Below are 16,845 nucleotides of genomic sequence, written 5' to 3'. Positions count from 1 at the left end.
AATTACGGCCGGGCCGCGGCACAGCCTGGTCCAGCCCGGCCCCGGGGGTGAGTTGCGGTGATCGGGCTCGGTGGCGGTGGTCCCCGCCACCGCCCGGGCTCACCCCGGCGGCTACCCCATGATCCAGGGCGGCGACGTACTGCTCGGGGATGCCACAAGCGACCGGGCCGGCCTGAAGAGGCTGATGTCGGCGATGGCGTCGGCGACGTTGCGCGGCGTCAGACGGGACAAGAGGTCTTGCTGGCCGGGTGACTCAAGTGGGAAAACCCGGGGTTGGTGCGACCTGGAAGAGCTTGAAGGCGAAGTGGTCATCCAGCGGGACCTGTTGGGGGTCGTCGAGGTCGATGTGCTGGCCGGTGGCGCGTTCAATCGCCACGGCGCCACCCCCGCCTACCCGCACCCCGACCTCGAACCCGTCCTCGCCGACACGTACGGCGTCGTCATCCGGCACGAACAGATCATCGAGATCTTTCAAGGGCAGCTTTCGGTGTCTGTGGCGTCTGATGGTTGCATTTGGATGCAACAGGATGCCCAGAGAGCCTTGTTGTGGTGAGTGACGTGATGGCATGCTCAGGGACATGATCAAGAGAATCGAGTCCTCCGTCCGCCGGTGACCGAGATGCCCGGGACTGAGCCTTCCGGAACCAGGACCCCGCTGTTCGAGCACGCCCTCCGGCTTCATGAGCTGAATCCCGACGTCCCACTGCCACGTGACGGCGAGCCGTACCCCGACGAGGAACGCCGCCGCCGTAGTCCGCAACCAGGCTGTCCACGTGATCGTGACCAGGTCGGGGCCGAGGTCGCGGCGATCCTTGATGAGCACTTCACCGACCCACGGTCCGTGCCCAGTCAACTGGTCGGCCGTTTCCAAGACGTCCACGTGCCCATTCATCCCAACGCACGCATCACAGAAGCTGCCTTGCGAGCAGGAGCACGGGCCAGGGAAGCCGGCCGCTGGCTCGTCAGGTACGGAACCGACACGTACGACGTCGTCGTAGGTTTGGCCCTGCTCGCCGCGGTGGGCACTGTTCACGATATTCCCTACGTCCAGACCATTGGGCTCCTCTCCTGTACCTTCGGCCCACTCGCGGCACACGCAATCGAGCGGCTGCCAGATGGAGCGGGGCCACTCCTATGGCTGGCGGATCGAGTGGCCGGCTGGGGGCGCGTGTATGTGGTCGAGGCGCTCTGCCGGCTGGGCGACGGTGATCCGGACGTTCAGCGCTGGCTGCTGCGGAGAGCCGTTGACGGGGACTTCCTCAACGGATACTTCGCCGGCAAAGTAGCCGAGGCGGCGGGCCTCCATGAGGCCCTCACCGGATCGGCTGCGGATGCCGAGACCGTGGACCACGCAGGCAGACTCGTCCATGTGCTCACCTACTGCCAGGGCATGGGCATGACGCTCGCGCGCTATCCGCACGCCGAGGAAGTACTGGCTGCACACCTGCGTCACCTTGAGCAACTGGGGCCTTCCCCCAGCCGGTATTACATCGCTGCCCTGCTCGCGAGGAATCTCGGCGAGAGTGGGGACGAGGGCTCAGTCGCACCCATCCGTCGGTGGCAGACCTATCGGGATGGCTACCTGGCACTCCTTGATCAGGAGGACTGGTGCGAGACGGCAAGAAGCGCCCTGGTGGCCGAGGACCGTGAAATTGTCTGGCTTGCCGAGACGGCGTCCGACTTGGGGCTGCGGGCCTTCGGTGGTGACCCTGCACCATCCAGCGAGGAATAGCGCACGTCGGGGATAGCCGCCCGTCCGGGCGAGCGGCTCGCTCCGTCAGCGCGCCGACGGCTCGGACGCGGTGAAGCGCTCGAAGCCCGCGTGGAAGGCCGTGCCCTGCGGGTCGGTCGCGCTGTAGTGGAAGGCGGCCACACCGCAGCCCCGCTCGTCGAAGGCCGTGCCGGTGTACGAGGCGACCCGGGTGCCGTCGACGGCGAGCTCCACCTTGATCCGGCCCTCGCCCGCCGAGGAACAGGTCATCGACATGTCGACCTGCTGCTGACTCTCCACCTTCAATCCCACGTCCGCGAGGTCGACCTCGACGACCCGGTCATGCTGGAAAGTTCCCTTGAACCGGAACTCGCGCACGATCAGAGCCTCCTGACCCGTAGTCAGGTAGGTCGCCCAGCGGGATCCCTTCTGGTAGTCCCCCGAGCCGTTGCACCACAGCCCGACCCCGCCCTCGCCCCCGTACCAGGCCGTCTGGGTGCTCAGCCGTACCGCGAACGAGGACGGCTCGAAGGGCGCCTGCGGCCACACCTCCAGTTCGGTCCTGGGATCCACCAGCATGGTCCCGCCCTCGTGCGTGATCTTCCCCAGGGCCGGGTCCTTGTGCGACCAGTCGCCCGAGTCGGTCAAATCATCGGTGTACGAGCGGGGTTGGGAGCCGGCGGATCTCCCGGACGACGCGGACGAGGAGGCGGAGGACGAGCCATGGGCCTGCGCGCCGCCCTCCGTCGCTGATCCCCCCGAGGTGGTGCTGAGCACGATGGCAAGCAGCACTGCCGCCGCGGCACTACCGGCCGCCAACCCCCACAGCCGCAGCTGCTTGGCACTCGTGCCGGGGCCGGGGCCGGCGCCGCTCCCGCGTTCGGGCGGTGGCGGTTGCGGTGGCGTGCCCGACTCTGTCTGCGCGCTTTCCGTCGCCTCCGCCGCCCCCGCGAGCCGAGTGACGAGCTGGGCAGCGGTGGGGCGCTCCGCTGGGTCCTTGCGCAGACAGTCGGCGATGAGCGAACGGACCGGCTCCGGCACCGCCGTGAGATCCGCGTCGCGCTCGCACACGGCGACGAGGACTTCGTAGTCGCTCTCCCCGTCGAAGGGATGCCGCCCCGTGGCGGCGAAGTACAGCGTGCCACCGAGCGAGAACACATCGGAGGCGCTGGTGACCCGGAGCGACTTGACCTGCTCGGGCGACATGTACGCGGGCGAGCCGAGCACACTGCCCGGTGTGGTGAGCGCCGACTCGAGCAACCGGTCGTCGCGGGCGATACCGAAGTCGATGATCCGCGGTCCGTCCGGGGAGAGCAGGATGTTGGACGGTTTGATGTCCCGGTGCACGACACTCACCCGGTGCACCTGCGCCAACGCGTGCGCGACGGCCAGCGCCAGGGACTGGAGCCGCCCGGAGGGCAGCGGGCCGTTGGCGGCAACATGCTGGTGGATCGTGGGACCCGGGACGAACTCGCTGACGATGTACGGGTGTCGCCCGGACAGGTCGGCGTCGAGGACCCGTGCCGTGGCCAGCTCACCGACTCGGCTCGCCGCGCCGAACTCCCGGCGTACGCGGGCGAGCGCGACCTCGTCGTACTCCTTGCCCGGCAGCAGGAATTTCACCACGACCTGCCGCCCCGTCCGGTCCCGGGCGAGCCACACCACACCTTGCCCGCCCCGGCCGAGCTCGCGCTCGCAGACGTACCCGCCCACCGACAACTGCATCCGCGGATCCATGCCCCCGCCCCCAGCCCCGCCCCCGGTTCATGGCTGCCCTCCAGCGTATCGGCTCCCCGGGCCGCGACAGGCCTCTTGGCCGGGTCTCCTGCAAGCAGGAGTCTCAAGTCGATGCGCTGGGGTCAGCGGCTCACAAAGGCCACAGCCTGATCACCGGACCCGGTGAACGTTCCTGGTCATTGCCGAGGCGGAACTGCGTGTCAGGGGCGGGCGTGAACGCCGATGCCTCCGGAGACGGTGAGGTTGTCGCCGGTGATGCAGCCGGCGGCGTCAGAGGCGAGGAAGGCCACGGCTTCGGCGATGTCGGCGGGAGAGCCGAGCAGGCCCTGGAGCGGTTCCGTCTCCTGCACAACACCGCCTCGCTGCGTGCCGGTTGGCTCGAAAAGCGGCTGCGGTTCCAGGAGGACCTGCTGCCGCTCATCAAGGCGTGTATGGACGCTGCTGCGGCAGGACGGATCCGGGGGCCCGCGCGGTGATCGCGACGGCGTTCGCGTGCCTGGATGCCGCGTCGATGACGTGGGTCGACAACGACGGCAAGGGCGACATCATGGACCTGTACGACGAGTGCCTGGCCGCAGTGTGTGGCTGACCCGCAGCGACCAGTCGGCCCGGAGGCTGTGAACCGACAGTGCCAATGCCCATGGTTCCGCCGGATCGCGACTGCGGTCGAAGTCCCGCCCTTGCCTTGCGGGTATCGGGTTCTGGGGCGCGGAGATCAGGTTCCGGACCGATGTACTGCACCGCCGGTCTTCGAGTGACGCCGGCCCGTGGTCTGCCGTGAGGGCTGCTGCGGCATCGCGTAGGTCACGCCGCTCCGCCGCCGGGTGGCGCGGCGGTCGAGTTGCGCACCACGAGTTCGGTGCCGACCTCCATGTGCTCCATGAGTAGCTGCTGTCCTTCGATGACGGACAGCAGCGCGCGGGCCGCCTTCTGGCCCATGTCGTGCAGCGGCTGGCGCACAGTGGTCAGGCCGGGAAAACTCTGCGCCGCCTGCGGAAGGTCGTCGAAGCCGACGACCGAGAAGTCGGTGGGTACGTTGAGGCCGCACGCCCGAGCGGCGTCGACGGCGCCGAGTGCCATCAGATCGGCTCCGGCGACGATGGCCGTAGGGCCGTGTTCGGTGATCAGCCGAGTGGCGGTGCGGAAACCGCTGGCGTAGGAGAAGTCGCACGTGGCGACCAGTTGCTCGTCGACCTCCAGTCCGGCGAGCCGCATCGCGTCCTCGAAGCCCTGAAAGCGGATCGACGTGCTTTCGAGGTCCTCCTCGCCGCGGAGGTAGGCGATCCGGGTGTGTCCCAGGTCGATCAGGTGCTGCGTGCCCTGACGCATCCCGTGGTAGTTGTCCACGCTCAGCCGGGGCAGCGGTACGTCCAGGCGCCGGGGATCGATGATGACGCAGGGGAGTTTCTGGCGGCGCAGCAGCTCGACCGTCTCGTCCTCCAGGACGGGTGCGATCAGGAGTACGCCGTCGACGAGGCCGCGTGCCAGGAACTCGATCCGGTCCTTCTCCCGCACCGCGTCGTGGTACGAGGCGTTGACGAGCAGCTCCTGTTCGGCACTGGCCAGCTCGTCGGCGACTCCGCGGAGGATCTCCAGGCCGTACTGACTGGTCAGATCCAGGGCGATGAGGCCGATGAGGCCGCTGCGGCCGGCTTTGAGATTGCGGGCCGAGACGTTCGGCCGGTAGCCGAGTTTCCCGGCCACTTCCATGACACGGCGTCGGGTCTCCTCGGAGGCTCCCGGCTTGCCGTTGATGACGTTGGACACGGTCATCGCGGAGACGCCGGCCTCCTCGGCCACCTGTGCGATGGTCACCCGCCGCGTCACCCGAACTCCTTCTGCCTGTCGGCCTCGGTCCAGCTTAAGGCCGCTCGTCGAATCACCCGGCGAGGGGCCGTTCCACTCGCTTGCATACCTAGGGAAACTTTAACGATAACGTCAAGGGGCGTCAATGAAGCCCTCCGCCGGAAGCGAGGCCCTGGCCCTACCAGTAGCTGAGGTGTGCGGGTGGGGACGCGGCAATCTCAACGGGCGAGTCGGCCACACAAAGTTACGTATAGATGTCGCCTAAGTTTTGCGTTACAGTCCCGGCCATCGGCACGTAACGTTCGCCGCAACTCGGGTCGACCGGCCCTTTTCCACACGTATCAGTGCTGTACCCACACGGCGCAGGCTGATCGATCCACAACCCCTTGAGACATGACAAGTCGGTCCGTACCGACGAGTGAGGTGTGCAATGAAGCGTTCTGGGAGACGTCTCGCGGTCGCCACCACGGTCATCGCCATGGCGATGTCGCTGGCCGCGTGTGGCGGCGGGTCGTCCGGTGCCTCCAGCGACGGCACGGTGACCATCCATGTGCAGGCGTGGAAGGGCGGCGGTGCGGAGCCCGCCAACGTCGCGGAGATCAACAAGGCGTTCGAGAAGGCCCACCCGAAGATCAAGGTCGACTTCGAGTACACCACCGCGGACCCCACCTACACACAGAAGCTTCAGCCGGAGCTGCTGGGCGGCAAGGCCGGCGACGTCCTCATGGTCGACGCGGACAAGATGAAGAAGTGGGGCGCCTCCGGCTACCTCGCCGACCTGTCCGGGGAGTCGTGGGCGAGCAAAATAGCCTCGGACGCGAAGCCCTTCGCGCAGTCCGACGGCAAGACCCTCGCGATGCCGATGGAACTGATCGGCATCGGCCTGTACGCCAACATGGACCTGCTGAAGAAGGCGGGCATCACCGAAGTCCCCGCCGACTGGCCGACGTTCCTCGCCGACCTCGCCAAGGTCAAGAAGGCCGGCATCACCCCCATCGCGCTGCCCGACAAGAGCGCCTGGACCGGCAGCTCGGTGTTCCAGGCCGCCGGATCGACCCTCGTCTACCAGAAGAACAAGACGTGGGACGCCGACTTCCTGGACAGCAAGACGTCCTTCGACCCGGACTGGAAGGGCTCGCTGGAGCAGTTGAAGACCCTGGAGGACAAGGGGTACGTCAACTGGAAGAACCAACTCGGCGTCGACGAGTGGGCGCAGGGCCCGCAGGACTTCAGCGCGGGCAAGAGCGCCTTCTGGTACCAGGGCGCGTGGCAGGTCTCCAACGTCAAGAAGGCCGGCTTCCCTGTCTCCTTCGCGCCCTGGCCGGGCGGTGCCGCGGGAACCAAGCCCAACGGGATGCTCTTCTCCGGCACCATGTGGGCCGTCAACTCCCAGTCCCAGCAGGGTGACGCGGCGCGCGAGTACGTCAAGTTCTGGTCGCAGAGCGCGAACCTCGCCAAGTACCTCGAAGCCGAGCACGCGGAGTCACCGTTCACGGGCGGCACGACGCCGGAGAGCACCGAGACGGCGGCCTTCACCACGGCCTTCAACGACGGCCGTTACCGGATCCTCCCGTCCAACTCCTGGTACGGCACGGCCGCCGAGACCACGACCGGCTCCAAGATCCAGGCCTATCTGCTGGGCAACGCGTCCGCCGCGCAGACCCTCAAGGACATCCAGACCGCGGCGAAGGCCAAGTAACCCGGCCACCCCCGGTCAGCCGTGGTGCGGGCGCGGTCGACGGCTCACGCCCCGCCCCACCACGGCCCCTCCGGGCAAGAGGAGGTTCCCGTGTTCCACCGACGGCGCGCCACCATGGCCGCCTTCCTGCTTCCGGCGATCGTCGTGTACGGCGTGTTCATGCTGTATCCGCTGGCCCGAGGCGTCTATCTGAGCATGACCGACAGCCTCGGCGGCCCGATCGCGAACTTCGTCGGCACCCAGCAGTACCGTTCCATGGCCGACGACCCGGCCGTCACCGACGCCCTGTGGCACACCGTGCTCTACGCGGCGGTCGTCGTGGTCGTACAGAACGGCCTCGGGCTGCTCTTCGCGAGCATGCTGTTCCGCCGCCCCGGGGTCCGCAAGGTGCTCAGCGTCGTGCTGCTCACGCCGACGCTGATCTCACCGGTGATGGCGGCCTTCATCTGGTCGTACCTGTTCGCCCCGACCGGCGGCATCAACGCGCTGCTCGACCTGGTCGGCCTGCACAGCCTCAACCATGTCTGGCTCGGCGACACCTCGACCGCCCTGTACTCGGTGGCCGCCGTCAACATCTGGATGTTCACCGGTTACTCCTGCGCGATCTTCCTCGCCAGCTACATGAGCATGCCGACCGAACTGCTGGAGGCGGCCGCGCTGGACGGCGCGAGCGGCTGGCGGCGCTTCGTCAGCATCGAATGGCCGCTGCTGGCCCCGGCGCTCACGGTCAACGTGACGCTCAGCCTCATCGGTTCGCTGAAGGTCTTCGAGTTCCCCCTCGTCCTGACCAACGGAGGCCCCGCCGGAGCCACGGACACGCTGACCCTGCTGGTGTACCGGAACGTCTTCGGCGGCGGGAAGTTCGCCTACGGCGTCGCACTGTCGGTCGTCCTTCTCGTGACCGTGGTCGTCCTGTCCAGCGCCACCTCCTCCCTGCTCCGGCTCCGCGAGCGACGCATCTGAAATCCGACGGAAGCTGACGGATCGCCACCATGACTTCAGACACCACCGCGCCGGACGTCCCGTCGGTCTCCGGGACCCGGTCCGCCACCCGCCTCCCCGGCAGTCGTACGACATCCGGGACGTCCCGCACCCCGCTGCGCCGGCTGACCACCGGCCTCGGCACCGTCCTGCTGTGCCTGGGCACGCTGCTGTTCGTCCTGCCGTTCGTGTTCACGGTCGTCACCTCGCTGCGCACGGCGGCGGACGTGGCCCGCTCCCCGCTGGGCGTCCCGCACTCGCTGACCCTGAAGAACTTCTCCGACGCCTTCAGCCAGATCCACTACGGGTCCAGCACTCTCAACACCCTGCTCATCACCAGCCTTTCGTGCGTGGCCGTCACCGTGATCGGCTCCCTCGCCGCCTATCCGCTGGCCCGGATCACCCAGCACTGGTCCACCGCGGTGTACCGGCTGTTCATCCTGGGCACGTCCGTCCCCGTGTTCGTCGTGGTCGCGCCGCTGTACCTGCTGATGCGCGACCTCAACCTGCTGGACAGCTATGCGGGAGTCGTCCTCATCTACACGGCCCTGAACCTCCCGGTCGCCGTGTTCTTCTACACCAGCTTCATCCGCTCGATCCCGGCGGACCTGGAGGAGGCGGCGGCACTCGACGGCTGCGGCGCCTTCCGCACGTTCTTCACCATCATCCTGCCGCTGCTGCGACCGGTCACCAGCACGCTCCTGACGTTCATCTCCCTGCAGATCTGGAACGACCTGCTGGTTCCCCTGGTCTTCCTGCAAGACCCGGGCAAGCGGACCGTCATGGTGAACGCCTACTCCTTCATCGACCCGCACACCGTGCAGCCGACCACGCTGTTCCCGGCCGCCCTGCTCGGTGTCGTACCGCTGCTGATCATCTTCGTCTTCTTCCAGCGCCAGGTGGTCGCCGGCATGTCCGCCGGGGCGGTCAAGTGAGGAACCCGGGCACGGCCGGGTCCCTCGCCCCTAGGCCGGGACGCTCCTGCGCCGCACGTCGATGCCCTGGTGTCGGCTCCGGAGCCGGATGAACGGCCGACACGCTCCGAGTCCAGGCAACGTCGGCCCGGAACCGGGCTGTGCCGGGATCGGACCCAGCACCGTGGGTGCCTCCGCCCCGCGCCCTGCGCACGGACGACCGGACCGGCGGCCCGCCCCGTCGGTCCGCGGCACTCGATGGAGACACAACGCGCCTGCCAGGGCGGCCACCCGGCCGAACCACTCGCGGGCGATCCACAGGACCAGCCCCTGAGCAGAGCGGTCCCGCTCACCCTCCGGCGTCCCCGTACCTCGCTCCTCAACCGGCCTGCCGACCGCACCCGTTCCCTCGGCCGTCCAGACCTGCCTGTCGATCCGCGGGCTCCAAGCCACACGACGACCTCACCGTCCAGGGGTGCCCCCTGCCCCGATGTTCCGGAAGGACCCCACCACCGATGTACGTGGTCTCATACTTCACCGACGCCGACGAAGCGCTCCACCTGGCCTACAGCCACGACGGCGAGGAGTTCGCGACGGTGAACGGCGGCCGTCCCGTGCTGCGAGGCACGGTCGGCACCGGCAGACTGCGGGATCCGTTCATCGGGGTGGGCCCCGACGGCCTGTTCCATCTGCTGGCCACCGACGGCTGGACGAGCCCCCGCATCGTCCATGCCACCTCGGCCGACCTTGTCACGTGGTCGGCTCAGGAACTCCTCCCGGCCATGGCCGACGTGGAGGGCGCCCTCAACGCCTGGGCGCCGGAGTTCTTCCTCGACCGCAAGACCGGGCTGTACCACCTCATCTGGTCCTCGGTCGTCGAGGCGGGGGGCACGGCCGAGGGCCGCGACTTCGAGCACGTCGGCCAGAACCACCGCATCTGGCACTGCACCACCGGGGATTTCAGCACGTTCTCGGCCCCCGGTCTCTTCTTCGACCCCGGTCACTCGGTCATCGACGCCACTGTGCGGGAGCTGGACGGCGGCGGCTTCCTCATGGCCTACAAGGACGAACGCGGCACCAATGACCTCGCCACCGCTCACAAGGACATCCACCTGACCACCTTCGAGACCCCCGGCGGTCCGTACACCGACTCCACCGGACCGGTCACGCCCTCGGTGGTGGAAGGACCGTCGATCTTCCACCGCGGAGACGAGATGGTCATGATCTTCGACCACTACCTCGAAGGACGGTACGGAGCCGCCCGCAGCAAGAACGGCGTGGACTGGGAGCCCGACTCCCTGGCGCTGCCGCAGGGCATGCGACACGCCTCCGTCCTCGAAACGCCCCTCCCGACAGCACTTCCCCCGCGGTAGGGCGGCCGCTCGTCGGACCACCGCGACGGCCCCGCCACAGACCCCGGGCAGGGCAGCTTCGGCCGGCCCGCCCGGTGCTGGAAGACCCGCGTCGCGCCCCGCAGCGCGGAGGACACCTCACCCACCAAGGAGCGCCGCGATGAAGCGTCGCAGAACGGACCGCCCGGGCCGCCGGGCATCCCGGATCCTCACCCTGCTCGCCACCCTGGCGGGCGTCCTCCTTCTCCCGGCCCCAGCCGCCCTGGCCGCCGGTACCTCCTACTACGTGAACTGCTCCGCCACGGCCAACGGCACCGGCACCCAGTCCAGCCCCTGGAACTCGGTCAGCAGTGTCAACAGCACCACCTTCGCCGCCGGCGACAGCATCCTCTTCGCCACCGGCACCACCTGCACCGGCCAGCTCTCCCCGGGCGGCTCGGGAGCCTCGGGCAGCAACATCTCGATGAGCTCCTATGGCTCCGGCGCCAAGCCGGTCATCGACGCGGCCGGCGCCACCGGCGCGGTCATCCACCTGCTCAACCAGCAGTACTGGGACATCGGTGGCCTGGAACTGATCGACAACGCCTCCTCACCCGCCTACCGCTCGGGCGTCCTGGCCGAGAACAGCTCCGGCGGCGTCCTGCACCACATCCGGGTGCACGACATGTACATCCACAACATCACCGGCTACGGCGGCGGTTGGTACTCCACCAACGCGGGCGTGGGCGTCCAGACCGACCACACCACCCCGGTCTCCACCTGGGACGACGTCGTGGTCGAGAACAACACCTTCGACCACGTCGACCGCATCGCGGTGGCCGTGACCCCCGACGCCGACGGCCAGGGCACCGGCCTGACCACGGGCACCGTCATCCGGGGCAACACGATGACCTACGACGGCGCGGACGACATCCTCGTGGTGAAGAACGACGGCGCCCTGATCGACGGCAACAAGGCGGGCTACGGCGGCGCGAAGGCGACCTGCCCGCCGTCCGGCCAGTACTGCAACGGCGCCTCCGCCGGCATCTGGATGTCCGGCAGCAGCAACACCGTCGTCCAGAACAACGACGTCTACTGCCACATCAACGGCGCCGACGGCACCGGCTTCGACGTGGACTGGGGCAACCACAACACCACGTTCCAGTACAACTACAGCCACCAGAACCTCGGCGGCTTCCTGCTGGTGATGCCGCCCTTCACCATCGCCAACGAGCCCACCTCGACCGTGCCCAGCGACGGCACAGTGGTCCGCTACAACATCAGCGAGAACGACGGCAGCAACTCCGGCTGCCCCACCTCCGGCACCCAGACCCACGGCGGCGGAGTCCTGCACTTCGTGGGCGGAGTCCCGAACCAGAGCGGCAGTTCATCCGCCATCCCGCAGTTCTACAACAACACCTTCTCCGTCCGGGACGGCCTGAGCACCCCGATCCTGTACTCCCGTTCCGGCACGTCCATCAGCGGCGCCCTGTCCTTCCGGAACAACGCGGTCTTCAACTACGGCTCCGGCAACTACTTCACCACCACCGGTACTTCGACCTACTCCAACAACCTCTTCTACGGCAACCACCCGTCCCGCGAGCCCACCGACGCCGCGAAGGTGACCGCGGACCCCGAATTCCGCAACGCGGGCAACGCCAGCACCTCGTCCTCGTACACCGGCAAGAACGCCTACCAGGTGCACGCGTCCTCCCCGGTGCTCCGGGCCGGGGCCGTGATCAGCTCCAACGGGGGCTACGACGCCTTCGGCAACACCGTCTCCGCGACGGCCGCCCCCAACATCGGCGCCTACAACGGCACCGGCGGGAACCTGCTCACCAACGCGGGCTTCGAGACGGGGGCGTTGTCCCCCTGGACCCAGGCGAGCGGCAGCGCGTCGTCCGTGACCGCAGCCAACGCGCACACCGGCAGCGACGCCCTGACCACCGCGGCGAGCGGCAGCGGTTCCAACCAGGCGCTGACCGGCCTGAGCCCGTCGACCACCTACCTGCTGACCGGATGGGGCAAGGTGGCCACCGCCGGTGAGACCCTCGCCATCGGCGTCAAGGGCTTCGGCGGCACGGAGACGTACACCAACATCGCCACGACGTCGTACTCCCAGGCCGCGGTCCTCTTCACCACCGGCTCCTCCAGCACCACCGCCACCGTCTACTGCTGGAAGAACGCCGGCGGCAGCGGCGCGGGCTACTGCGACGACCTCGCGGTCGAGCCCCTGTCCTCCGCCACCAACGCGGTCACCAACCCCGGCTTCGAGACCGGCACCCTGACCCCGTGGGCCCAGAGCACCGGCACGGCGTCGAGTGTGGTCGCGTCGAACGCCCGCACCGGCACGTACGCCCTGCAGACCGGAGCCAGCGCCAGCGGCGGCATCCAGACGGTCAGTGGCCTCACCTCCGGCGGCAGTTACCTGCTGGCGGCCTGGGCCAAGGTGGGCACCGCCGGTGAGGAGGTCGCGGTCGGCGTGAAGAGCTTCGGCGGCACCGAGACCTATCTGCGGGCCTCGACGACCTCCTACGCCCAGCAGCCCCTCTTCTTCACCACGGGCGCCTCCACCACCTCGGCCGCCGTGTACTGCTACAAGAACTCCGGCTCGGCGGCCGGCTACTGCGACGACTACACCCTGATCAAGCTCCCCTGACCACGGACGACTCGGAAGGAAGGCGAGCTCGAGTGCGCGGGCCGGTGCATCCGGCCCGCCCACGGGCGCTCCGACGGCTGACACGCGGCCGTTCTCCACACCCGCCGCCGACCGTCGATGTCGACGGTGCCGGTGCGCCGGGTGCCGTGCAGGAACGTGAAGCGAGTCTTTGTGCACCGGCCGACCGGGCCGTGGCCCCGTGCCCGGCCGGCGGGAACGGGGCCACGTACGCGGGTGGGTCAGAGGGCTGCCGCGGCGCTGTGCAGGTTCTTGGCGGCCAGGGCGAGTCCTTCGGTCTGGGAGTAGGCGGCGTCCTCGTGCTCGATGTTGACGGCCATGTCCGGGTCGATGTCCGCAAGGGCGCGCAGGAACTCGGTCCAGAAGGGCACGTCGTTGCCGAGGCCGACGGCGACGAACTTCCACGCCGGGTTCTCGGGCCAGGCGTTGCACCAGAAGCCGTAGCCGGTCGGGACCTTGCCGGGTGCGTCGGCGGGCACGCGGGTGAACGACGTGTCCAGCACGCCACGGATGTCGGCGCCGGGGCAGAGCATCGCGTCCTTCGCGGCGGCGTGGAACACCAGCGGGCCCAGCCACTTGATCGAGGCGACGATGTCCATGCCCTGCCACATCAGGTGCGAAGGGTCCATCTCCGCGCCGACGTTGGTCGCGCCCGTCTCGTCGACCAGCCGCTTCAGGGTGACGGGGGAGAACACCAGGTTGTGCGGGTGCATCTCGATGGCGATCCGGACGTCGTTCTCCCGGGCCAGCGCGTCGATCTCCTTCCAGAACTCGACGGCCACGCCCCACTGGTAGTCCAGGACGTCCATGTAGACGCCGTCCCACGGATTCACCACCCAGGACGGGTACTTGGCGTCGGGGTCGGAGCCCGGAGTGCCGGACATGGTCACCACGTGCCGCACCCCGAGCAGGCCCGCCAGCCGGATGGTGCGGCGCAGGTCGTCGGCGTGCTTCGGGCCGACCCCCGGGAGCGGGTTGAGCGGGTTGCCGTTGCAGTTGAGCCCGGTCAGCTCCATCCCCCGGTCGGCGAAGGCCGCCAGGTACTCCGCACGCGCGGTGGCCGAGGACAGCAGCAGGTCGACCGGGCAGTGCGGGGAGGGGATGAAGCCACCGGTGTTGACCTCCACGGAGGTCAGACCGTTCTCCTTGAGGACGTCGAGGGCCTCGGGAAGGGTGAGGTCGTGCAGACAGGCGGTGTAGGCGCCGAGCTTGAGAGCCATGTGTCTCTTCTTTCTGAACAGGATGTACGAGCTGTACGGGAGGTCAGGCGACGGGCGGAACCGCGGTGACCGCGCCGCCGCCCAGGGAGGAGTCGACGACCGCCTGGATGATCTGCATGGTCCGCAGCGCGTCGGCGAAGGTGGCACAGGCCGGCAGCGGATCGGCGACCCCCGCCACCTGGTCGAGGAACGCCCGGGCCTGGTAGGTGAAGTTGTCGGCGTTGCTGGCGCCCACGCCCGGCGCCTCCATCGGGACCCCGCCCGCGAAGTACGGCAGCTGCGGGCCGGCGATGATCTGACGGGCGCCGCGCGTACGGGCCTCGGGCTGGGCGTCGTCGAAGAGGTACTCGGCGGGCCGGTGCTGGTCGAACGCGGCCCGGCCGCCCAGGCCCAGGACGTCGAAGGAGAGCCCGTTGGGCAGACCGAAGCCGGTGCGCGTCACCGAGAAGGTGCCCACGAGCCCTGACTCGAAGCGGGCGGTGAAGGACGCGGTGTCCTCGTTCTCGACCTCGCCGAACTCGTCGGAGACGGGAGCGGAGTTGTGCCCGACGACCGTGCCGAGCGGCAGCGGCCGCTTGGGGATCTGCGTCGACAGCGAGGCACCGGAGACCGAGGCGATCGGCCCGGCGACGTACTCGGCGGCGTCGATGATGTGCGAGCCGACGTCCCCGAGCGCGCCGGAACCGGGCCCGCCCTTGAACCGCCAGCTCAGCGGCCCGCTCGGGTCGGTCGCGTAGTCGCACCAGTACCGGCCGCTGAACAGCGAGAGATCGCCCAGCTCGCCGCGCTGGACATGCTCGCGGATCGCCGCGATGCCGGGGGACCGGCGGAAGGTGTAGCCGACGGCGGTCACGACCTCGGCGGTGCGCTCCAGCTCGGCCATCGCACGGGCGTCTTCGAGCGAACCGGCCAGTGGCTTCTCGCACAGTACGTGCTTGCCCGCGGCGACCAGCGCCTGAGCGATCGGGCGGTGCAGCGCGTTGCCCACGACAATGCTGACGGCGTCGATCGTCGGGTCCTCGGCGACGGCCTCCCAGCTCGGGAGCGCCTTGTCGAACCCGTAACGACGGGCGGCGTCGACGCCGAGCTCGATGTTGGCGTCGGCTATCGCGGCCAGCCGGACCGGCGGCAGACCGGCGCCGAAGACCGTGTTGACGTTGCGGTACCCGGCGGCGTGGCTGCGGCCGGCCATGCCGGCTCCGATCACCGCGACGGAGATGGGCTTGCTGGACGTGGTCATGGCGTGTCCTTGGGGGAGGGATCGGGAGATCTCAGCTGGAGGTGGGGAAGTTGAACCCTGCATTCACCTGCTGGGCGGGCTGCGGCCAGCGTGTGGTGACGACCTTGGGGCGGGTGTAGAAGCGGATTCCCTCGGGGCCGTGGACGGGGGAGTCGCCGATGAGGGAGTCCTTCCAGCCGCCGAAGGAGTAGTACGACATCGGCACCGGCACGGGGACGTTGATGCCGATCATGCCGACCTTGATCCGGCGCTGGAACCGGCGTGCCGCCTCACCGCTGCCGGTGAACAGGGCAGTCCCGTTCCCGTACGGATTGGCGTTGATGAGGTCGATCGCCTCGTCGAGCGAGTCGACCCGGACGACGGCGAGCACCGGCCCGAACAGCTCCTCCTTGTACGCGTCCATCTCGGCGGTGACGTGGTCGAGCAGGGACGGCCCGGTGAAGAAGCCCTCCTCGTGACCGTCGACCTTCAGCCCGCGCCCGTCCACGACGACCGTCGCGCCCTGCGTGGCGGCGACCCCGACGGCGTGCTCGACGCGCTCCTGCGACGCCTTGGTGACGAGCGGCCCCATCTCGACGTCCGGCATGTCACCGGGACCGACCTTGACCTCGCGCGCCTTGAGCTCCAGGGCCTCGACCAGTGCATCGGCCGCCGTACCCACCGCGACGGCGACGGACACGGCCATGCACCTCTCGCCGGCCGAGCCGTAGGCGCCCGCCGTGATGTGGTTGGCGGCGAACTCGATGTCGGCGTCGGGCAGCACGACGGCGTGGTTCTTGGCGCCGCCGAGCGCCTGGACCCGCTTGCCGTGCGAAGTGGCCTGCTCGTGTACGTACTTGGCGATCGGCGTCGAGCCGACGAAGGAGACGGCCTCGATGCCGGGGTGGGTGAGGATCGCGTCGACCGCGTCCTTGCCGCCGTGCACGACGTTGAAGACGCCGTCCGGGAGACCGGCGCGCCGGTAGAGCTCGGCGACGAAGTTCGCGGCGGACGGATCGCGCTCACTGGGCTTCAGGACGAAGGTGTTGCCGGTGGCGATGGCCATCGGGTGCATCCAAAGAGGCACCATGGCGGGGAAGTTGAAGGGCGTGATCCCCGCGACGACACCGAGCGGCTGCCGGAAGTCGTGCACGTCGACACCGCGCGACACCTGGTCCGAGAAGCTGCCCTTCAGTACGTCACCGAGCCCGCACGCGAACTCCACGACCTCCCGGCCGCGCGTGATCTCGCCGCGCGCGTCGTCGACCGTCTTGCCGTGCTCGGCCGAGATGATCCGGCCCAGCTCCTCCTCGTGCTCCACGAGCAACTGCCGGAAGGCGAACATCACTTGGGTGCGCTGCGCGAGCGACGACTCCGACCAGGTCTCGAACGCGGCAGTGGCGGCGGCGACGGCGGCATCGACCTCGGCGCCGCCGCCGAGCAGGACCCGCGCCTGCTCCTGGCCGGTGGCCGGGTTGAAGACCGGCGCGGTGTGCGGGGCGGAGCCCTCGGCGGGCGTGCCGTTGATCCAGTGCGGGATGGTTGTCACG

At 69.0% G+C, this 16,845-nt stretch carries 12 protein-coding genes and 2 pseudogenes; 7 read left to right on the top strand and 7 right to left on the bottom strand.

What is annotated here, in order from left to right; all coding sequences use genetic code 11:
• Positions 1 to 115: 115 nt before the first annotated feature.
• Positions 116 to 382: pseudogene (locus OIC96_RS01455) on the bottom strand (hypothetical protein); the annotation flags it as partial.
• On the opposite strand from OIC96_RS01455, the pseudogene OIC96_RS49760 reads away from it, so the two are divergent.
• Together OIC96_RS49760 and OIC96_RS01445 are read left to right on the top strand one after the other, a co-directional pair.
• Positions 371 to 469: pseudogene (locus tag OIC96_RS49760) on the top strand (hypothetical protein); the annotation flags it as partial. The pseudogenes OIC96_RS01455 and OIC96_RS49760 sit on opposite strands and share 12 nt — an antisense overlap.
• Positions 470 to 619: 150 nt before the next feature.
• Positions 620 to 1,732, top strand: a complete 1,113-nt coding sequence (locus OIC96_RS01445) for a hypothetical protein (RefSeq protein WP_330462164.1) — start codon at positions 620 to 622, stop codon at positions 1,730 to 1,732.
• Positions 1,733 to 1,777: 45 nt separating this feature from the next.
• On the opposite strand, the gene OIC96_RS01440 is transcribed toward OIC96_RS01445, so the two are convergent.
• From OIC96_RS01440 to OIC96_RS01430, 3 genes are all read right to left on the bottom strand, one after another.
• Positions 1,778 to 3,436, bottom strand: a complete 1,659-nt coding sequence (locus OIC96_RS01440; protein ID WP_330309719.1) for a serine/threonine-protein kinase — start codon at positions 3,434 to 3,436, stop codon at positions 1,778 to 1,780.
• A 212-nt stretch (positions 3,437 to 3,648) separates the two neighbouring features.
• On the bottom strand, positions 3,649 to 3,798 hold the full coding sequence (locus OIC96_RS01435) for an SDR family oxidoreductase (protein WP_406502220.1): 150 nt from the start codon (positions 3,796 to 3,798) through the stop codon (positions 3,649 to 3,651).
• Positions 3,799 to 4,252: 454 nt separating this feature from the next.
• Positions 4,253 to 5,275, bottom strand: a complete 1,023-nt coding sequence (locus tag OIC96_RS01430; protein ID WP_330309720.1) for a LacI family DNA-binding transcriptional regulator — start codon at positions 5,273 to 5,275, stop codon at positions 4,253 to 4,255.
• Between the two features lie 409 nt (positions 5,276 to 5,684).
• On the opposite strand from OIC96_RS01430, the gene OIC96_RS01425 reads away from it, so the two are divergent.
• From OIC96_RS01425 to OIC96_RS01405, 5 genes are all read left to right on the top strand, one after another.
• Entirely contained in the window at positions 5,685 to 6,953 is a 1,269-nt protein-coding gene (locus tag OIC96_RS01425) for an ABC transporter substrate-binding protein (protein ID WP_330309721.1), read from the top strand.
• Positions 6,954 to 7,043: 90 nt separating this feature from the next.
• On the top strand, positions 7,044 to 7,916 hold the full coding sequence (locus tag OIC96_RS01420; RefSeq protein WP_330309722.1) for a carbohydrate ABC transporter permease: 873 nt from the start codon (positions 7,044 to 7,046) through the stop codon (positions 7,914 to 7,916).
• Positions 7,917 to 7,945: 29 nt separating this feature from the next.
• On the top strand, positions 7,946 to 8,869 hold the full coding sequence (locus tag OIC96_RS01415) for a carbohydrate ABC transporter permease (RefSeq protein ID WP_330309723.1): 924 nt from the start codon (positions 7,946 to 7,948) through the stop codon (positions 8,867 to 8,869).
• A gap of 494 nt (positions 8,870 to 9,363) precedes the next feature.
• Complete coding sequence (locus tag OIC96_RS01410) at positions 9,364 to 10,221, top strand: glycoside hydrolase family 43 protein (RefSeq protein WP_330309724.1); 858 nt, start codon at positions 9,364 to 9,366, stop codon at positions 10,219 to 10,221.
• 139 nt (positions 10,222 to 10,360) lie between these two features.
• Positions 10,361 to 12,838, top strand: coding sequence for a carbohydrate binding domain-containing protein (locus OIC96_RS01405; protein ID WP_330309725.1), 2,478 nt, complete (start codon positions 10,361 to 10,363; stop codon positions 12,836 to 12,838).
• A gap of 239 nt (positions 12,839 to 13,077) precedes the next feature.
• Here the strand turns inward: OIC96_RS01405 and OIC96_RS01400 are convergent, their stop codons facing one another.
• From OIC96_RS01400 to OIC96_RS01390, 3 genes are read right to left on the bottom strand one after another with little or no spacing between them, the layout of a single operon-like run.
• Positions 13,078 to 14,076, bottom strand: coding sequence for a sugar phosphate isomerase/epimerase family protein (locus tag OIC96_RS01400; protein WP_330309726.1), 999 nt, complete (start codon positions 14,074 to 14,076; stop codon positions 13,078 to 13,080).
• 43 nt (positions 14,077 to 14,119) lie between these two features.
• The gene (locus OIC96_RS01395) at positions 14,120 to 15,316 is read right to left on the bottom strand and encodes a Gfo/Idh/MocA family protein (protein ID WP_330309727.1); all 1,197 of its coding nucleotides are present in this window, start codon (positions 15,314 to 15,316) and stop codon (positions 14,120 to 14,122) included.
• 31 nt (positions 15,317 to 15,347) lie between these two features.
• Entirely contained in the window at positions 15,348 to 16,844 is a 1,497-nt protein-coding gene (locus OIC96_RS01390) for a CoA-acylating methylmalonate-semialdehyde dehydrogenase (protein WP_330309728.1), read from the bottom strand.
• Position 16,845 lies beyond the last annotated feature (1 nt).

The sequence above is a fragment of the Streptomyces sp. NBC_00775 genome (genome assembly GCF_036347135.1).
Taxonomy (GTDB): domain Bacteria; phylum Actinomycetota; class Actinomycetes; order Streptomycetales; family Streptomycetaceae; genus Streptomyces; species Streptomyces lutosisoli.
This window is presented reverse-complemented; position numbering and strand designations above follow the sequence as displayed.

Bases quoted from the DNA above. Each gene is read 5' to 3' on its own strand.
- OIC96_RS01440 (WP_330309719.1), bottom strand. From the start codon at position 3,436: ATGCAGTTGTCGGTGGGCGGGTACGTCTGCGAGCGCGAGCTCGGCCGG.
- OIC96_RS01425 (WP_330309721.1), top strand. From the start codon at position 5,685: ATGAAGCGTTCTGGGAGACGTCTCGCGGTCGCCACCACGGTCATCGCC.
- OIC96_RS01415 (WP_330309723.1), top strand. From the start codon at position 7,946: ATGACTTCAGACACCACCGCGCCGGACGTCCCGTCGGTCTCCGGGACC.
- OIC96_RS01395 (WP_330309727.1), bottom strand. From the start codon at position 15,316: ATGACCACGTCCAGCAAGCCCATCTCCGTCGCGGTGATCGGAGCCGGC.
- OIC96_RS01400 (WP_330309726.1), bottom strand. From the start codon at position 14,076: ATGGCTCTCAAGCTCGGCGCCTACACCGCCTGTCTGCACGACCTCACC.
- OIC96_RS01405 (WP_330309725.1), top strand. From the start codon at position 10,361: ATGAAGCGTCGCAGAACGGACCGCCCGGGCCGCCGGGCATCCCGGATC.
- OIC96_RS01445 (WP_330462164.1), top strand. From the start codon at position 620: ATGCCCGGGACTGAGCCTTCCGGAACCAGGACCCCGCTGTTCGAGCAC.
- OIC96_RS01410 (WP_330309724.1), top strand. From the start codon at position 9,364: ATGTACGTGGTCTCATACTTCACCGACGCCGACGAAGCGCTCCACCTG.